Raw genomic sequence first — 16,154 nt, 5'->3', positions numbered from 1 at the left:
GACGATGCCGGGCTCAGCCTACGCGGGCTGAAGCCCGATCGCGACATCGGTCGGGCGCACCGGCTCGGGGAGGACGGTCTCGCCCATCAGGAACCGATCGACATTCGCTGCAGCGGCCCGACCTTCCGCGATCGCCCACACGATCAGCGACTGACCGCGGCCGGCATCGCCAGCCACGAAGACGCCGGGAATGGTCGACTGGTACGACGAGTCGCGCTGGAAGTTGCCGCGGTCGGTGAACTGAGGGCGCACGTCGTCGGAGAAGCCGTCCTGCTCGGGACCGGTGAACCCCATCGCGATCAGAACGAGATCAGCGGGGATCTCGCGCTCGGTGCCGCTCTTGGGCACGCGACGTCCGTCGATGTACTCGGTCTCGGCCACGCGAAGGGCGCGGACCTCGCCGACCTCGTTCGAGAGGAACTCGACGGTCGACGCGAGGTACATGCGCTCACCGCCCTCCTCGTGCGCGGACGACACCTCGAAGACGGTCGGCATCATGGGCCACGGCTGGTGACCGGGGCGCTCAGCGCCCGGCTGCTTGCCGATCGCCAGGTTCGTGACGCTCAGGGCGCCCTGACGGTGCGCGGTGCCGATGCAGTCGGCGCCGGTGTCGCCGCCGCCGATCACGATGACGTGCTTGCCCTCGGCGGTGATCTGCTCGGGGACCTTGTCGCCGGCGACCGCATGGTTCGACTCGACGAGGTACTCCATCGCGAAGTGCACACCGTCGAGATCGCGGCCCGGGATCGCCAGGTCACGGGGCACGGTCGAACCGGTGGCGACCACGACGGCGTCGTACCGGGCGCGGAGGTCGGCCCAGCTGATGTCCTTGCCGATCTCGACTCCCGCACGGAAGCGGGTGCCCTCCTCCTGCATCTGACGCAGGCGTGCCTCGAGCTGCGACTTCTCCATCTTGAAGTCAGGGATGCCGTAGCGGATCAGGCCGCCGATGCGATCGTCGCGCTCGAAGACCGCGACCGTGTGGCCGGCGCGCGTCAGCTGCTGCGCGGCTGCGAGACCTGCAGGTCCCGAACCGACCACCGCGACGGTCTTGCCCGTCAGACGAGCAGGCGGCTGCGCCTCGACCCAGCCCTTGCTGAACGCCTCGTCGATGATCGAGACCTCGATCTGCTTGATCGTCACCGCGGGCTGGTTGATGCCCAGAACGCAGGCGCTCTCGCAGGGCGCAGGGCACAGCCGACCCGTGAACTCCGGGAAGTTGTTGGTCGCGTGGAGTCGATCGATCGCGGCCCGGCCTTCGCCGCGCCAGGTGAGGTCGTTCCACTCCGGGATCAGGTTGCCGAGCGGGCATCCCTGGTGACAGAACGGCACACCGCAGTCCATGCAGCGACTCGCCTGGCGGCGGAGCACGGCCTGGTCACCGGGCTCGTACACCTCCTTCCAGTCGAGGATGCGCACGGGGACCGGGCGGCGGGCGGGAAGCTCGCGCTCGGTGACCTTCAGAAAACCTTTGGGATCAGCCACCGGTCACCTCCAGGATGCGGTTCCAGACGATATCGCCGTCGGGGTCGATCCCCTCGGCCACTGCTTCCTCGCGCATGCTGCGCACGGCGGCGTAGTCACGCGGGAGGACCTTCACGAACTCGGATGCGATCTTCTCGAAGTCCGCGAGGATCTCAGAGCCGAGCGGAGACGCCGTGCGCTCCACGTGCTCGGAGACGAGTCCGCGCAGGACCTCCAGGTCTGCACGGTCCAGCGGCATGAGCAGAAGCTCACCGCTGCCGAGCGACTGGGCGTTGATCTTAGCCGTGTCGAGCGAACGGACGTAGGCCACTCCCCCGGACATGCCGGCGCCGAAGTTGCGTCCCGTCGGACCGAGGATCACCGCGACGCCGCCGGTCATGTACTCGAGCGCATGGTCGCCCACGCCCTCGACGACCGCCGTGGCGCCCGAGTTGCGCACGAGGAACCGTTCGCCGACGACGCCGGAGAGGAACATCGAGCCCGATGTCGCTCCATAGCCGATGACGTTGCCGGCGATGACGTTCTCGTGCGGTGCGATCGACGAGCCGCGTGGCGGGCGGATCGTGATGTCGCCGCCGGAGAGTCCCTTGCCGACGTAGTCGTTCGCGTCGCCCTCCAGGCGCAGCACGATGCCTGACGGCATGAAGGCGCCGAGGGACTGCCCGGCGGTGCCGTGCAGGGTCACGTCGATCGTCTCGCGTGGAAGACCGGCGGCACCGTGGCGTGCGGTCACCTGGTGACCGAGCATGGTCCCGACGGCGCGCTCGGTGTTCGCGATCGGCAGCTCGATCACGACGTGCTCGCCGTTCAGCAGAGCATCCTTCGCGATGTCGATGAGCTGCACGTCGAAGTGCTTCTCGAGTTCGTGGTCCTGCGCGCGGCCGCTGCGGCGAGGCTCTCCCGCCGGGAAGGCGGGGCCCTCGAGGATCGGCGTGAGGTCGAGTCCCTCGGACTTCCAGTGCTCGACGGCCGCGTCGACGCCGAGCAGCTCGGCGCGTCCGACGATCTCGTCGATCGAGCGGAAGCCGAGCTCGGCGAGGATCTCGCGGACTTCCTCGGCGATGAACTCCATGAAGTTCACGACGAACTCGGGCTTGCCCGTGAAGCGCTCGCGCAGAACCGGGTTCTGCGTGGCGACGCCGACAGGGCAGGTGTCGAGATGGCAGACGCGCATCATGATGCAGCCGCTGACGACGAGCGGCGCGGTGGCGAAGCCGAACTCCTCCGCCCCCAACAGGGCACCGATCACGACGTCACGGCCGGTCTTGAGCTGGCCGTCGACCTGCACCACGACGCGGTCGCGCATGCCGTTGAGCATGAGCGTCTGCTGCGTCTCGGCGAGGCCGAGCTCCCACGGGGTGCCGGCATGCTTCAACGAGTTCAGCGGGCTCGCGCCCGTTCCGCCGTCGTGGCCGGAGACCAGGATGACGTCGCTGAGGGCCTTGGCGACTCCCGCCGAGACCGCGCCGATACCCGACTGGCTGACCAGCTTGGTGTGGATCCGCGCCTCGGGGTTGGCTCGCTTCAGATCGAAGATCAGCTGCTTGAGGTCTTCGATCGAATAGATGTCATGGTGAGGAGGCGGCGAGATGAGCCCGACACCAGGAGTGCCGCCGCGTGTGCGCGCGACCCACGGATACACCTTCTGAGGAGGCAGCTGTCCGCCCTCACCGGGCTTGGCGCCCTGCGCGAGCTTGATCTGGATGTCATCCGACTCGGTCAGATACTGGCTGGTGACGCCGAAGCGGCCCGAGGCGACCTGCTTGATCGCGCTGCGACGCTCGGGGTCGACCAGTCGGTCGGCGTCTTCTCCGCCCTCACCGGTGTTCGACTTCCCGCCGATCCGGTTCATCGCGATCGCGAGGGTCTCGTGCGCCTCCTTGGAGATCGAGCCGTAGCTCATCGCCCCGGTGGAGAACCGCTTGACGATCTCGGAGACCGGCTCGACCTCGCTGAGCGGCACCGGCTTGCGGTGCCCCGTGCGCAACGTGAAAAGACCGCGGAGAGTCTTCAGCTCAGACGCCTGGTCGTCGACCATCTTCGTGTACTCGCGGAAGATGTCGTAACGGCGTTCGCGCGTCGAGTGCTGCAGCTTGAAGACGGTCTCGGGGTTGAACAGGTGCGGAGAGCCGTCACGGCGCCACTGGTACTCGCCGCCGGTCCAGAGACGCTCATGCGCACGCGCAGCGGCATCCTCGGGGTAGGCGTAGTCGTGGCGCGCCTGGTTCTCGGCGAAGATGTCCTCGATCGTGATGCCGCCGAGCTTCGACTCGGTGCGAGTGAAGTAGGCGTCGATGACCTCCTGGCTGAGTCCGATCGCCTCGAACACCTGAGCGCCGGCGTACGACGACACGGTCGAGATGCCCATCTTCGACATGATCTTCAGCACGCCCTTGCCGAGCGCGTAGATGAGATTGCGGACGGCCTTCTCCGGCGTGATGCCCGTGATGTAGCCGGTGCGCACGAGGTGCTCCACGGTCTCCATCGCGAGATACGGGTTCACCGCCGACGCACCGTAGCCGATCAGCGTGGCCACGTGGTGCACCTCGCGCACGTCACCGGCTTCGACGATCAGACCGACCTTCATGCGGTTCTCGCGGCGGATCAGGTGATGATGCACCGCGGCGACCATGAGCAGCGAGGGGATCGGCGTGAGGTCCTTGTTGGAGTCGCGATCCGAAAGGATGATGAACTCGGCGCCGCGTTCGATGGCCTCGTCGACCTCGGCGCACATCTCGTCGAGGCGCTCGGCGAGAGCCTGGGGCCCGACGTCGAAGTGATACAGGCCCTTGACGGTCGCGCTCGAGCGGCCGGGTAGGGCCTTGTCGATGTGACGGATCTTCGACAGCTCGTCGTTGTCGATCACCGGGAAGTCGAGCGACACCGTGCGGGTGTGCTCGGGGCCCCACGTGAGCAGGTTGCCCTCGGGGCCGAGACCGAGCTTGAGGCTCGTCACGACCTCTTCACGGATCGAGTCCAGCGGCGGGTTGGTCACCTGCGCGAACTGCTGCGTGAAGTAGTCGAACAGCAGACGCGGACGCTTGCTGAGCACGGCGATCGGGGTGTCGGATCCCATCGCGCCAAGAGGCTCGACGCCGTTCTGGCCCATCGGGGTCAGGAGGATCCGCACCTCCTCCTCGGTGTAGCCGAAGGTGCGCTGACGACGCGTGATCGAGGCGGGCGGGTGCACGATGTGCTCGCGCTCGGGCAGCTCGGCGAGGCGGACCGCCCCGGCGTCGAGCCACTCCTGCCACGGGTGCATCGTGGCGAGATCGTGCTTGATCTCCTCGTCATCGATGATCCGGCGCTGCGCCGTGTCGACGAGGAACATCTTGCCCGGCTGCAGGCGGCCGCGGCGCTTGATGCGTTCGGGCTCGAACGTGAGCACACCGGTCTCGGAGCCGATGACGATGAGCCCGTCGGTGGTCTCGGTCCAGCGCCCGGGACGCAGACCGTTGCGGTCCAGGGTCGCGCCCACAACCGTGCCGTCGGTGAAGATGAGAGCCGCAGGGCCGTCCCACGGCTCCATCTGGTTCGAGTGGTACTCGTAGAACGAGCGCAGCTCGGGCGAGATGTCGGACTGCTTCTCGTAGGCCTCGGGAACCATCATCATGATGGCGTGCGGCAGGCTGCGGCCCGTCAGCGTCAGCAGTTCGAGCACCTCGTCGAAGGAGGCGGAGTCGCTCGCGCCGTCGGTGCAGATCGGCAGCAGCGGTTCGATGTCGCCGAGAAGTTCGGACTCGAGCTGCGACTGACGCGCGCGCATCCAGTTGCGGTTTCCGCCGACCGTGTTGATCTCGCCGTTGTGCGCGAGCATGCGAAGAGGCTGAGCGAGCGGCCACGACGGGAAGGTGTTCGTGGAGTAGCGTGAGTGCACCACGGCGAGCTCGCTCGCGAAGCGCTCGTCCTGCAGGTCGGGGTAGAACGGCTCGAGCTGCAGCGTCGTGACCATGCCCTTGTAGCCGAGCGTGCGCGCGGACAGCGTGACGAAGTAGGCGCCGAGCTCGTGACCGGCGCGCTTGCGCAGGCGATAGGCGACGCGGTCGAGGGCGATGCCCGTGAGCGGAGCATCGGCGTGGGTCGCTCCCCCGGCGCTCACGAAGAGCTGCTCGAAGGCGGGCCGCGCCTCATCGGCGAGTTTGCCGAGGTGCTCGTTCACCGTCGGGACCTCGCGCCAGCCGAGCACGCGCAGTCCCTCGGCCTTCGCGATCTTCTCGATGCCGGCCTTCTGCTGGCGGCGCTGGCTCGAGTCGCGTGGGAGGAATGCCAGACCCGCGGCGTATTCGCCGACCGGCGGCAGCTCGAAGCCCGTGACGGCCCGCAGGAAGGCATCCGGCATCTGCGTGAGGATGCCCGCACCGTCTCCGGTACCGGCATCCGAGCCGATCGCACCGCGGTGCTCGAGGTTGCGCAGTGCTTCCAGAGCCAGGGCGATGATGTCGTGGCCCGCTTCGCCCCGCAGGGTCGCGACCATGGCGAGGCCGCACGCATCCTTCTCGAACGCGGGGTTGTACATGCCCTGCTTCGGGGGGTAGGCGCCGGATGCGCCGTAGGGAGGCTGGAAATACACCTGAACCGTCCTCAGATCAGTCGGGGAGACCCGGGGACGTCATTGGCCGGGCGAATGCATGGGGTTCCGCACGGAACGGCGGCTTAGCGGGAGCCTTCCGCTTCCGTGGGAGCGGTGCTTGTGGCTGCGGCTCCTGCGGGGACTTCTTCGGCATCAGGCTCGCTGAGGTCCACGAAGTCAGAGGGATTGTTCTGCGAGTCTACAACAGCGTCGACATCGTTCCGGCCGCGACCCGGCTGGTACGGCGACGGCTCGAGGCCGGGGTGCCTGCGGCTCTGCACGACGAGGATCACGAGGCCCACGACGACGCCGAGGATCGCGGCCCACACGTTGCTGCGCAGCCCGAAGTAGATCTCGCTGGGATCGATGCGGATCGACTCCCACACGATGCGACCGGCGCTGTACCAGATCAGGTAGATCGCGAACAGGCGTCCCCACTGCAGTGCGGTCGCCTTGCGGCTCAACCAGAGCAGGACGATGACGCCCAGACCGTTCCAGATCACCTCGTACAGGAAGGTGGGGTGGAACAGCGTGCCCTCGGGCAGGCCAGGGGGGAACGCGGAGTTCGTCGACTCGATCTCCAGACCCCACGGCAGGTCGGTGGGGAGGCCGAAGAGCTCGTGGTTGAACCAGTTGCCGAAGCGCCCCATCGCCTGCGCGAGCAGCAGGCCGGGCGCGAGGGCGTCGGCGAAGGTCCAGAAGCGGATGCCGGTCCACTTGCAGCCGAGCCAGGCGCCGATCGCTCCGCCGATCAGCGCGCCGTAGATCGCGATGCCGCCCTCCCAGATGGCCCAGATCGAGCCGGGCTGGAAGGGGTTCCACGTGTTGTGGCCCGCCCCGAAGTAGTCGTTCGGGTGCGTGAACACGTGGTAGAACCGCGCGGTGATGATCGCAAGCGGCACGGCGAGGATCGAGATGTCGATCACGACCCACGGCTCAGCCCCGCGCCGCGTCAGGCGGCGGTTCGTCAGCAGCACAGCGGCGATGATGCCCGCGATGATGCAGAGCGCGTAGAAGTGGATGCGGATCGGGCCCAGGTCGAAATAAGCGACGGGAGGGCTCGGGATGCTGGCGAGCACGCCGGTGAAGGTGCTGTGGAGCGCGAGGGACATGAGTGCGATTCTAGTTCTCGTGTACGGGGCGCGCCGACGACGTGCCGGTGGCCAGTGTGCGGGTGACTTCGGCGAGGGCGGGGATGCCGCCGTCGCGGAGGGCGCGGACGAGTGCAGTGCCGACGATCGCGCCGTCAGCGTACTCGCTGACGCCCGCGATCTGCTCGGCGGTGGAGATGCCGATGCCCACGCAGGCGCGCTTCGCGCCGTGCTCGCGCAGACGCCCGACGAGGGTGCGCGCGGCTCGGTCGAGCTCGGCTCGCTCGCCCGTGATGCCCATGGTCGAGACCGTGTAGACGAATCCGGTGGACGCCGCGACGACCAGGTCGAGGCGGGCATCCGTCGATGTCGGAGCGGCGAGGAACACACGGTCGAGGCCCGTGCGCTCACTTGCGGCGATCCACTCCCCTGCCACCTCGGGCGTGATGTCCGGAGTGATCAGGCCGGCGCCGCCGGCCGCGAGCAGGTCGTCGGCGTAACGGTCCACGCCGTACTGGAACACGGGGTTCCAGTACGTCATCACGAGGACGGGTACGTCGGTCGCGGCGGAGATCGCGCGCACGGCCGTGAACAGGTCCTTCATCTTGAAACCGTTCGCCAGCGCCGCAGTCGTGGCCTCCTGGATCACGGAGCCGTCCATCACCGGATCGCTGTACGGCGGACCGAGCTCGATGATGTCGACACCGTTCTCGGCGAGGGCGATCGCAGCCTGGATGCTCGTCTCGAGGTCGGGGAACCCGACCGGCAGGTAGCCCACGAACGCGCTGCGACCCGCGGCCTCGGCCTTCTGGATCGCCGCTTCCACGCGGCCGGTTCCGACGCTGACGTCGGCGCTCATGCGGAGGCTCCTTCGTCATAGAGCTTGAAGTACTTCGCCGCCGTGTCCATGTCTTTATCACCGCGACCCGACAGGCACACGGCCAGCACGGCATCTGGTCCCATCTCCTTGCCGAGGCGCAGCGCGCCGGCCAGGGCGTGCGCGGACTCCACTGCAGGGATGATCCCCTCGGTGCGGCTCAGCAGCCGCAGTGCCTGCATGGCCTCGTCATCTGTGGCCGGGATGTACTCGGCGCGGCCGATGTCGGCCAGCCAGGAATGCTCAGGACCCACGCCCGGATAGTCCAGCCCCGCAGAGATCGAGTGGGACTCGATCGTCTGCCCGTCCTCGTCCTGCAGCACGTAGGTCTTCGCGCCGTGCAGGATGCCCGGGCGGCCACGCTCGATCGAGGCAGCGTGCTTGGCGGTGTCGACGCCGTCGCCCGCCGCTTCGACGCCGTAGAGCTTGACGTCCTCGTCGTCGAGGAAGGCGTCGAACATGCCGATCGCGTTGGAGCCGCCGCCCACGCAGGCGATCACGGCATCCGGCAGCCGACCCACTTCGTCGAGAAGCTGCTGACGAGCCTCTTCGCCGATGATCTTCTGGAAGTCGCGAACCATGGCCGGGAACGGATGAGGTCCGGCTGCCGTGCCGAAGATGTAGTTGGTCGTCTCGACCGAGGCGACCCAGTCGCGATAGGCGTCGTTGATCGCGTCCTTGAGGGTGCGCGAACCCGAGGTCACCGCGACGACCTCTGCCCCGAGCAGACGCATGCGGGCGACGTTGAGCGCCTGACGCTCGGTGTCGACTTCACCCATGTAGATCGTGCAGTCGAGGCCGAACAGCGCAGCCGCCGTCGCCGTCGCGACTCCGTGCTGACCGGCGCCGGTCTCGGCGATCACACGTGTCTTGCCCAGGCGCTTGGTGAGCAGAGCCTGTCCGAGCACGTTGTTGATCTTGTGCGAACCCGTGTGGTTGAGGTCTTCGCGCTTGAGGAAGACGCGAGCGCCGCCCGCGTGCTCGGCGAAGCGCGCGACCTCCGTGAGAGGAGACGGCCGGCCCGCGTAGGAGCTCAGGAGATGCGCGAGCTCCGCACGGAACCCGGGGTCGACGATCGCCTCGGCGTACGCCTCGGTCAGCTCGTCTATGGCCGCGATCAGCGACTCGGGCATGTACCGCCCGCCGTACTCGCCGAACAGCGGACCGTGCTGGTCACGCAGACTCACTGGACCTCCAGGAAGCTCTTGAGGGTGGCGACCGGGTCGCCCGTGACGAGCGCCTCTCCGATCAGGACGACGTCCGCCCCCGCTGAGCGGTAGTGCATGACATCGGCGGGCGTGAGCACCGCCGACTCGGCGATCTTGACAGCGGAGTCGGGGATGCGATCGGCCAGACGACCGAACAGGTCGCGGTCGAGTTCGAGGGTCTTCAGATCCCGGGCGTTCACGCCGATCAGCGGCGAGCCGAGATCGATCGCCGCCTCGAGCTCGTCAGCCGAGTGCGTCTCCACCAGGGGCGTCATTCCGAGTTCGGTGATGAAGCCGAAGAGCTCTTTCAGCACGGCGGGCTCGAGACCCGCGACGATCAGCAGGACGAGGTCGGCGCCGGCGGCCCTGGCCTCGAGCACCTGATAGCGCGTCGCGATGAAATCCTTGCGGAGCACGGGCAGCGACACACGAGCGGTGACGGCCTCGAGATCGGCGAGGCTGCCGCCGAAACGACGCTCCTCGGTGAGGACGCTGATGGCGGAGGCTCCACCCGTCTCGTACAGCGACGCCTGCAGGGCAGGATCGGGGATCTCGGCGAGGTCGCCGCGTGAGGGGCTCGCACGCTTGACCTCGGCGATGATCTTCACACGATCGGCGGGCGCGAGGAAGCCGAGGGCGTCTTTGGCGTCCGGTCGCGCGAGGGCGGCGCGCTCGACCTCGGCCAGCGGCCGGGTGAGCTTGCGACGCTCGGCGTCTGCGACAGCGCCGGCCGTCAGGTCGGCGAGGACCACTAGTGCGCCTTCGGCTGGTACTTGGGGCCCTTCGCGCCGTAACCGGCCTTGGACAGGATCCAGCCCACGAGGGCGCCGACCGGGATGAGCACGACGGATGCCCACACCAGGGTGGGCTGCTCGAGGCAGAAGAACAGCGTGCCGAGCGAGAATCCGAGGAGCATGATGATCACGGCGGCCCAGGCAGCAGGCGAGTGTCCGTGGCCGGGGTCAGCGATCGAGTTGGTCATGTTCTCCTCCGGGGGACGGCGTTGCGGGATCTGATTCAGTCTATCGGGGTCATCGTGTCGGGTCGGTGCCACGCGAAAGCTCATCCCAGGAATCGATCGCGTCGACAGGACCGGCCGCTGCTCCTTGCGTCTCGGCATCTGTCCGGTAGCGGCGACCGCCGCTCTTCCAGCTGCGTCCGGTGAGAAGCACGACGACGGCGACGAGCAGGAGGATCACCCAGCCCGCGAGTGCGATGGGCGGCCAGGCCGACGGGATGATCGCGCCGATCACGCCTTCGAGCGCCTCGGGGCCGGCGAGGCCGGTCGTCTCCGTGATCGTCGAAGACACCGCACCGACGGGCGTCGACAGCAGCAGCTGCAGCGTGTTCCAGCCCAGCAGGATGGCGACCGCGCCGGCCAGGACGCCGAAGATCAGGCGCAGCACCCGCCCGGTGAGCGAAAGCGCAGCGCCCAGAGCGAGCACGGCGAGGCTGAGCGGGGCGAGCAACGGCAGCGCGGATGCACCGGGGACGAGGATGTCGGAGCCGGCGTCTGCGCGCTGGACCGTGAGCCAGGTCTGCGTGGAGGAGATTATGCCGATCGCGCCGCCGAGCAGGAATCCGGAGACTGCGATCGAGCGACCCCGTCGAGCGAGTTCCATCAGGCGCCTGTTCCGGCGACGGCCTCGAGGTCGGTCGTGTCGAAGCAGGTGCGGGTGCCGGTGTGGCAGGCGGGCCCGGTCTGATCGACGATCAGCAGGATCGCGTCGCCGTCGCAGTCGAGTCTGGCCTCGTGCACGACCTGGATGTGGCCGGACGTGTCTCCTTTGCGCCAGTACTCCTGCCGGGAGCGCGACCAGTACACGGCGCGTCCGGACGTGAGCGTCCGGCGGAGCGCCTCGTCGTTCACCCACGCCATCATGAGCACTTCGCGCGTGTCGAACTGCTGGACGATCACAGGGGCGAGACCGTCGGCGTTGAAGACGACCTGAGCGATTCTGTCTTCGATGCTCATCGGACCAGCACTCCTTCCGCGCGCAGCGCGTCCTTCACATCGCCCACGGTGAGTGCACCCGTGTGGAAGACGCTCGCGGCGAGGACCGCATCCGCACCGGCCTTGATCGCCGGAGCGAAGTGCTCCACAGCTCCCGCCCCGCCCGAGGCGATCACGGGAACGGATGCGGCTTCGCGCATGAGCCCCACGAGCTCGAGATCGAAGCCGTCGCGAGTGCCGTCGGCGTCGATCGAGTTGACGAGCAGCTCTCCGGCTCCGCGTTCGGCCGCTTCGCGGGCCCACTCGATCGCGTCGAGATCGGTCTGCCGGCGGCCGCCGTGCGTCGTGACGACGAAGCCGGACGGCGTCGTGTCGGCGCGCTTGACGTCGAGCGACAGCACGAGCACCTGCGCACCGAAGCGGTCGGCGATCTCGCCGATCAGAGCCGGACGGGCGATCGCAGCCGAGTTCACCCCCACTTTGTCGGCGCCTACCGAGAGCAGCCGGGCGACGTCGTCGACCGTGCGTACTCCCCCGCCGACCGTCAGCGGCACGAAGACCTGCTCGGCCGTGCGCTGCACCACGTCGTAGGTCGTCGCACGGGCGTCGACGGTCGCCGTGACATCGAGGAACGTGATCTCATCGGCGCCCTGCGCGGCGTAGTGCCGTGCGAGCTCGACGGGGTCGCCCATGTCGCGGAGGTTCTCGAAGTTCACTCCCTTCACGACGCGTCCGTCGGCGACGTCCAGACACGGGATCACACGCTTGGCGAGCGTCATCAGAGTCTCGCGGCGTGGATGGCGGTGACAAGGATCGCCCTGGCGCCGAGCGCGTAGAGGTCGTCCATCACCTGGTTGACGCCTCGGCGCGGGATCATGACGCGCACGGCGACCCACTTCGGGTCGCGCAGCGGGGAGATGGTCGGCGATTCGCGACCGGGCGCGATCGCCGTGGCCTGGTCGACGAGTTCCGCCGGCAGGTCGAAGTCGAGCAGCACGAAGCGCCGGGCGACCATCACGCCGCGCAGACGGCGCAGGAGGGTGTCGGTGCCTTCGGCCTCGCCGGGACGGCTGATCAGGACGGCCTCGGACTCGAGGATCACCGGACCGAAGATCTCCAGTCCCGCCTGACGCAGAGTGGTGCCCGTCGACACGACGTCGGCGACGGCATCCGCGACTCCGAGTCGCACCGCCGACTCGACCGCGCCGTCGAGCTGCACGAGCTCGGCGGTCACGCCGTGCTCGCGCAGGAAGGCGCCGACGAGCCCAGGGTAGGCCGACGCCACGCGCACGCCGTTCAGGTCGTCGATCGACGAGAAGCGCCCGGGAGGTCCCGCGAAGCGGAAGGTCGAACCGCCGAACCCCAGCTGCTCGATCTCGGTCGCCGTCTGCTGCACGTCGAGGAGCAGGTCGCGGCCGGTGATGCCGACGTCGAGGGCGCCGGAGGCCACATATGTGGCGATGTCACGGGGACGGAGGAAGAAGAACTCGACGTCGTTCTCGGCGTCGACGACGTGCAGGGTCTTGGGATCGCGGCGTCCGGCATAGCCGGCCTCCGCGAGCATGTCGGCGGCGGTCTCGGAGAGAGACCCCTTGTTGGGAACAGCGATGCGCAGCATGAACAGCCTTCAGGTCGAGACGAGTGGGGCGGAGCGCATCACAGATGTCGGTAGACGTCGGCGAGGGACAGACCCTTCGCGATCATCATCACCTGCAGGTGATAGAGCAGCTGCGAGATCTCCTCGGCCGCGGCCTCGTCGGATTCGTACTCGGCCGCCATCCACACCTCAGCGGCCTCCTCCACGATCTTCTTGCCGATCGTGTGGACTCCACCGTCGAGTTCGGCGACCGTGCCCGAGCCTTCGGGGCGAGTCTGCGCCTTGTGGCTGAGCTCGGCGAACAGTTCGTCGAAAGTCTTCACGATTCCAGGCTAGCCGCTCTGGCGAGGTCCCTCAGCCGGATGACGGCCGCTTCCACGTCATCTGCTCCGTAGACGGCGGATCCGGCGACGAACGTGTCGGCGCCGGCCGCCGCGGCGATCTCGATGCTGCTGTCGGAGATGCCCCCGTCGACCTGCAGCCACACGTCGGATCCGCGACGCTTCGCCTCATCGGCCAGCCCGCGGAGCTTGGGCATCGTCTCGGTCATGAAACCCTGGCCGCCGAAGCCCGGCTCGACCGTCATGACGAGGATCTGGTCGAACTCGTCGATGATGTCGTACAGGCTCTCCCCCGCGGTGCCCGGTTTGATCGCGACGCCGGCGCGTGCGCCGATTCCGCGCAGCGTCCTCGCCAGTGCGACGGGATCCGCGGCGGCTTCGAGGTGGAAGGTGACGCTCGCTGCTCCCAGCTCCGCATAGCCGGGTGCCCAGCGATCAGGATCCGTGATCATCAGGTGCACATCGAGGGGAACCGGGCTCGTTGCCTGAATGCGCTCGACCATCTGCGGGCCGAACGTCAGATTGGGGACGAAGTGGTTGTCCATCACATCGACGTGCGCGAAGTCCGCCGAGGCGATCTTCGCGAGGTCGCGCTGCATGTTCACGAAGTCGGCCGCGAGAATGCTCGGGTTGATCCGGGGCGCACGAGGAAGCGGGTGGTGCAGGTGCATGGTGTCAGTCTCCCTGGGTATCGGATGCGGGCCGCTGGATGAGTGCAAGGAACATCGCGTCGGTGCCGTGACGGTGCGGCCATAGCTGCACGCGCCCTGAGCCGTCTTCGGCGAGGTCGATCGGAGTCTGGGCGAGGTCCGCGACCACCGCGCGTGCGTCGAGCTCGATGAAACCCGGTCGCTCGCGCAGCACCTCCTGCACCACGCCCGTGGTCTCGGCCAGGTGCGGCGAGCAGGTCACGTAGGCGACGATCCCGCCAGGCGCGAGCGCGTCGAGAGCGGCGTTGAGCAGTCCGGTCTGCAGCGGCACGAGCTCGGCCACATCGGCCGGCGACTTCCGCCAGCGCGCCTCGGGGCGGCGGCGCAGCGCGCCCAGACCCGTGCAGGGGGCGTCCACGAGGATGCGGTCGAAGGCGCCGGGGCGGCTGCTCGCGAGCGCACGGCCATCCTGCTCGTGCACGACGACTTCGCCGGGCACAGGCCGCAACGCGCTGCGTACCAGGCCGGCGCGGGCGTGGACGACCTCATTGGCCTCCAGCACGACGCCGTTCTCATGAGCGATCGCGGCGAGCAGTGCGGTCTTTCCCCCAGGGCCCGCGCACAGGTCGAGCCAGCGCTCTCCCGCACGGATCGGTTCGACGGCGGCCAGCGCGAGCGCGACCAGCTGCGAGCCCTCGTCCTGCACGCGAACACGCCCACCCGATCCCGCGACGATGCGATGAGGATCGCCGCCGGGCGATGCGAACGCCGTAGACGCATAGGGCCGCCGCGGCTCCCCCGTCTCGGCGAGTCCGGGCAGAGCCACGAGGGTCACCTCGGGCGAGGCGTTGTCGGCGTCGAGGAGCGCATCGAGCTCCGGCGCGCGGCCTTCCGCGGCGAGGGCACGCCGCAGCGCCCTGATCACCCAGACGGGGTGAGCGGTGCGCAGAGCCAGACGCTCATCGTCGGAACGGGCCTCCGACTCGATGCGCTCCTGCCAGTGCTCGGCGCTCTCCCGGGAGATCCGGCGCAGAACCGCGTTGGCGAAGCTCGACGCTCCCCGACCCTGGGACGCCGCCACGATGTTCACAGACTCGTTCACCGCCGCGTGCGGTGCGACGCGGGTCGCGAGCAGCTGATGGACCCCCAGACGCAGGGCGTCGAGCACGGCGGGATCGATCTCGGAGGCCGGGCGATCCGCGGCGGCGGAGATGATGGCGTCGTACGTGCCTCGGCGGCGAAGAGTGCCGTAGGTGAGTTCGGTCGCGAGCGCGGCGTCCTGCGGGTCGAGTCCCGCCTCGGCGATCACGGACGGGAGCATGAGGTTCGCGTACGCGTCGGAGGCGGACACGGCCCGCAGCACGTCGTAGGCGACTCGCCTGGCGGGTTGGACCGCGCGCTCGGGGCGACTCCGTCCGGCTCGCGCCGGACCGGGGCGGTGGCCTCCGCGCTGCTCCCCGCTCATGCGCCCGCTCGCAGACCTTCGACCGCGCGCTGGCCGCGCCACCAGTCCACGGCGCTCATCGCGCCCTTACCCGCCGGTTGCACACGACTGACGGCGAGTGGCCGTGTCGCCGTGCCGATCAGCAGAGCGGTCTTCGTCGCGACGATCTCACCCGGCTCGAGCTGCTCTTGCGTGCTCGGCGACGCGGCGAGCACCTTCACGCGGATGCCGTCGACCGTCGTGTGCGCGCCCGGCTCTGGCGTCACGCCGCGGAACCGCGCGAACACCCGTTCGAGCGGCTCGCTCCAATCGAGCAGCCCGTCCTCGAGTGCGAGCTTGGGGGCGAGGGTCGGTGCGCCCTCCTGAGGAAGCGCCGAGGCAGAGCCGTCCGCGATCGACGAGACCACCTCTGCGGTGAGTTCGGCGCCGCCGACCGCGAGGGCATCGAGCGCCGCATCCGCGGTGGCCTCAGCCGTCACCTCGATGACTCGCGTGGCGAACACGTCTCCGGCGTCGAGAGCGGGCACGAGCTGGAACACGCTCGCCCCCAGTTCGGTGTCGCCGGCGATCAGGGCGCGCTGCACCGGAGCGGCTCCCCGCCACTGCGGCAGGAGCGAGAAGTGGAGGTTGATCCAGCCGTGCGCCGGCGCCGAGAGCAGGGGTTCGCGTACCAGCCCGCCGTACGCGACGATGACACCGAGATCCGCACCCAGCACGGTGATCGCGGCCGTAGCCTCGTCGTCGAGGCGCGCGGCCTTGATGATCGGAAGCCCGAGCTCTTCGGCCGCCTGGGCCACGGGCGAGGGGGTCAGCACGCGCTTTCGCCCGAGCGGCGCGTCGGGGCGCGTGACGACCGCCGCGATGTCCTGCTCGGCTGCGAGCCGACGAAGGGTGGGAACGGCAGCCGTGGGCGTGCCGGCGAAGACGAGGCGCATGA

15 protein-coding genes are annotated in these 16,154 nt (G+C 68.7%); all 15 read right to left on the bottom strand.

All coding sequences use genetic code 11. The annotated features are described in order from the left end of the window. Nucleotides 1–18 precede the first annotated feature (18 nt). The 15 genes from ACI3KT_RS03390 to fmt all read right to left on the bottom strand — a co-directional run bounded on the left by ACI3KT_RS03390 (nucleotide 19) and on the right by fmt (nucleotide 16,152). Nucleotides 19–1,485 carry a glutamate synthase subunit beta gene (locus tag ACI3KT_RS03390; protein ID WP_292909828.1) on the bottom strand — a complete coding sequence of 489 codons (1,467 nt, stop codon included), beginning with the start codon at nucleotides 1,483–1,485 and terminating at the stop codon, nucleotides 19–21. After that, nucleotides 1,478–6,001, bottom strand: coding sequence for a glutamate synthase large subunit (gene gltB, locus ACI3KT_RS03385; protein ID WP_292909876.1), 4,524 nt, complete (start codon nucleotides 5,999–6,001; stop codon nucleotides 1,478–1,480). Before gltB ends, ACI3KT_RS03390 begins: the two co-directional genes overlap by 8 nt. 137 nt (nucleotides 6,002–6,138) lie before the next feature. Then, nucleotides 6,139–7,167, bottom strand: coding sequence for a prolipoprotein diacylglyceryl transferase (gene lgt / locus ACI3KT_RS03380; protein ID WP_307296901.1), 1,029 nt, complete (start codon nucleotides 7,165–7,167; stop codon nucleotides 6,139–6,141). 10 nt (nucleotides 7,168–7,177) lie between these two features. Then, nucleotides 7,178–8,005 (bottom strand): tryptophan synthase subunit alpha, encoded by an 828-nt coding sequence (trpA, locus tag ACI3KT_RS03375; RefSeq protein WP_292909824.1) that lies wholly within the window; start codon nucleotides 8,003–8,005, stop codon nucleotides 7,178–7,180. After that, complete coding sequence (trpB, locus tag ACI3KT_RS03370) at nucleotides 8,002–9,210, bottom strand: tryptophan synthase subunit beta (RefSeq protein ID WP_292909822.1); 1,209 nt, start codon at nucleotides 9,208–9,210, stop codon at nucleotides 8,002–8,004. The genes trpA and trpB overlap by 4 nt, the downstream gene beginning before the upstream one ends. Continuing rightward, nucleotides 9,207–9,983, bottom strand: a complete 777-nt coding sequence (trpC, locus tag ACI3KT_RS03365; protein ID WP_292909820.1) for an indole-3-glycerol phosphate synthase TrpC — start codon at nucleotides 9,981–9,983, stop codon at nucleotides 9,207–9,209. Before trpC ends, trpB begins: the two co-directional genes overlap by 4 nt. Further along, the gene (locus ACI3KT_RS03360) at nucleotides 9,983–10,213 is read right to left on the bottom strand and encodes a DUF6704 family protein (RefSeq protein WP_292909818.1); all 231 of its coding nucleotides are present in this window, start codon (nucleotides 10,211–10,213) and stop codon (nucleotides 9,983–9,985) included. The genes trpC and ACI3KT_RS03360 overlap by 1 nt, the downstream gene beginning before the upstream one ends. Nucleotides 10,214–10,262: 49 nt before the next feature. Then, entirely contained in the window at nucleotides 10,263–10,853 is a 591-nt protein-coding gene (locus tag ACI3KT_RS03355; protein ID WP_404902573.1) for a Trp biosynthesis-associated membrane protein, read from the bottom strand. Then, complete coding sequence (hisI, locus tag ACI3KT_RS03350; protein ID WP_292909814.1) at nucleotides 10,853–11,206, bottom strand: phosphoribosyl-AMP cyclohydrolase; 354 nt, start codon at nucleotides 11,204–11,206, stop codon at nucleotides 10,853–10,855. Before hisI ends, ACI3KT_RS03355 begins: the two co-directional genes overlap by 1 nt. Then, nucleotides 11,203–11,964 (bottom strand): imidazole glycerol phosphate synthase subunit HisF, encoded by a 762-nt coding sequence (gene hisF, locus ACI3KT_RS03345; RefSeq protein WP_404902572.1) that lies wholly within the window; start codon nucleotides 11,962–11,964, stop codon nucleotides 11,203–11,205. Before hisF ends, hisI begins: the two co-directional genes overlap by 4 nt. Continuing rightward, nucleotides 11,964–12,803 (bottom strand): ATP phosphoribosyltransferase, encoded by an 840-nt coding sequence (hisG, locus tag ACI3KT_RS03340; protein WP_292909810.1) that lies wholly within the window; start codon nucleotides 12,801–12,803, stop codon nucleotides 11,964–11,966. The genes hisF and hisG overlap by 1 nt, the downstream gene beginning before the upstream one ends. Before the next feature lie 38 nt (nucleotides 12,804–12,841). After that, the gene (locus ACI3KT_RS03335) at nucleotides 12,842–13,105 is read right to left on the bottom strand and encodes a phosphoribosyl-ATP diphosphatase (protein WP_307296920.1); all 264 of its coding nucleotides are present in this window, start codon (nucleotides 13,103–13,105) and stop codon (nucleotides 12,842–12,844) included. Next, complete coding sequence (rpe, locus tag ACI3KT_RS03330) at nucleotides 13,102–13,794, bottom strand: ribulose-phosphate 3-epimerase (RefSeq protein ID WP_404902570.1); 693 nt, start codon at nucleotides 13,792–13,794, stop codon at nucleotides 13,102–13,104. Before rpe ends, ACI3KT_RS03335 begins: the two co-directional genes overlap by 4 nt. 4 nt (nucleotides 13,795–13,798) lie before the next feature. Then, nucleotides 13,799–15,238: an RsmB/NOP family class I SAM-dependent RNA methyltransferase gene (locus tag ACI3KT_RS03325; RefSeq protein WP_404902568.1), complete on the bottom strand. Its 1,440-nt coding sequence runs from the start codon at nucleotides 15,236–15,238 to the stop codon at nucleotides 13,799–13,801. Next, a complete protein-coding gene (fmt, locus tag ACI3KT_RS03320) occupies nucleotides 15,235–16,152 on the bottom strand; it encodes a methionyl-tRNA formyltransferase (RefSeq protein WP_404902566.1) in 918 nt (305 codons plus the stop codon). The genes ACI3KT_RS03325 and fmt overlap by 4 nt, the downstream gene beginning before the upstream one ends. Nucleotides 16,153–16,154 lie beyond the last annotated feature (2 nt).

This window comes from Microbacterium sp. ZW T6_19 (genome assembly GCF_044987465.1).
GTDB classification, from domain to species: Bacteria; Actinomycetota; Actinomycetes; order Actinomycetales; family Microbacteriaceae; genus Microbacterium; species Microbacterium natoriense_A.
Note: the sequence above shows the minus strand (reverse complement) of the source record. Positions and strands in the feature narration are given on the sequence as shown.

What these genes read in the sequence shown, in the direction of transcription:
- gltB (WP_292909876.1), bottom strand. Translation starts at nt 6,001, where the DNA reads ATGTACAACCCCGCGTTCGAGAAGGATGCGTGCGGCCTCGCCATGGTC.
- lgt (WP_307296901.1), bottom strand. Translation starts at nt 7,167, where the DNA reads ATGTCCCTCGCGCTCCACAGCACCTTCACCGGCGTGCTCGCCAGCATC.
- trpA (WP_292909824.1), bottom strand. Translation starts at nt 8,005, where the DNA reads ATGAGCGCCGACGTCAGCGTCGGAACCGGCCGCGTGGAAGCGGCGATC.
- ACI3KT_RS03360 (WP_292909818.1), bottom strand. Translation starts at nt 10,213, where the DNA reads ATGACCAACTCGATCGCTGACCCCGGCCACGGACACTCGCCTGCTGCC.
- ACI3KT_RS03355 (WP_404902573.1), bottom strand. Translation starts at nt 10,853, where the DNA reads ATGGAACTCGCTCGACGGGGTCGCTCGATCGCAGTCTCCGGATTCCTG.
- hisI (WP_292909814.1), bottom strand. Translation starts at nt 11,206, where the DNA reads ATGAGCATCGAAGACAGAATCGCTCAGGTCGTCTTCAACGCCGACGGT.
- hisF (WP_404902572.1), bottom strand. Translation starts at nt 11,964, where the DNA reads ATGACGCTCGCCAAGCGTGTGATCCCGTGTCTGGACGTCGCCGACGGA.
- hisG (WP_292909810.1), bottom strand. Translation starts at nt 12,803, where the DNA reads ATGCTGCGCATCGCTGTTCCCAACAAGGGGTCTCTCTCCGAGACCGCC.
- rpe (WP_404902570.1), bottom strand. Translation starts at nt 13,794, where the DNA reads ATGCACCTGCACCACCCGCTTCCTCGTGCGCCCCGGATCAACCCGAGC.
- ACI3KT_RS03325 (WP_404902568.1), bottom strand. Translation starts at nt 15,238, where the DNA reads ATGAGCGGGGAGCAGCGCGGAGGCCACCGCCCCGGTCCGGCGCGAGCC.
- fmt (WP_404902566.1), bottom strand. Translation starts at nt 16,152, where the DNA reads ATGCGCCTCGTCTTCGCCGGCACGCCCACGGCTGCCGTTCCCACCCTT.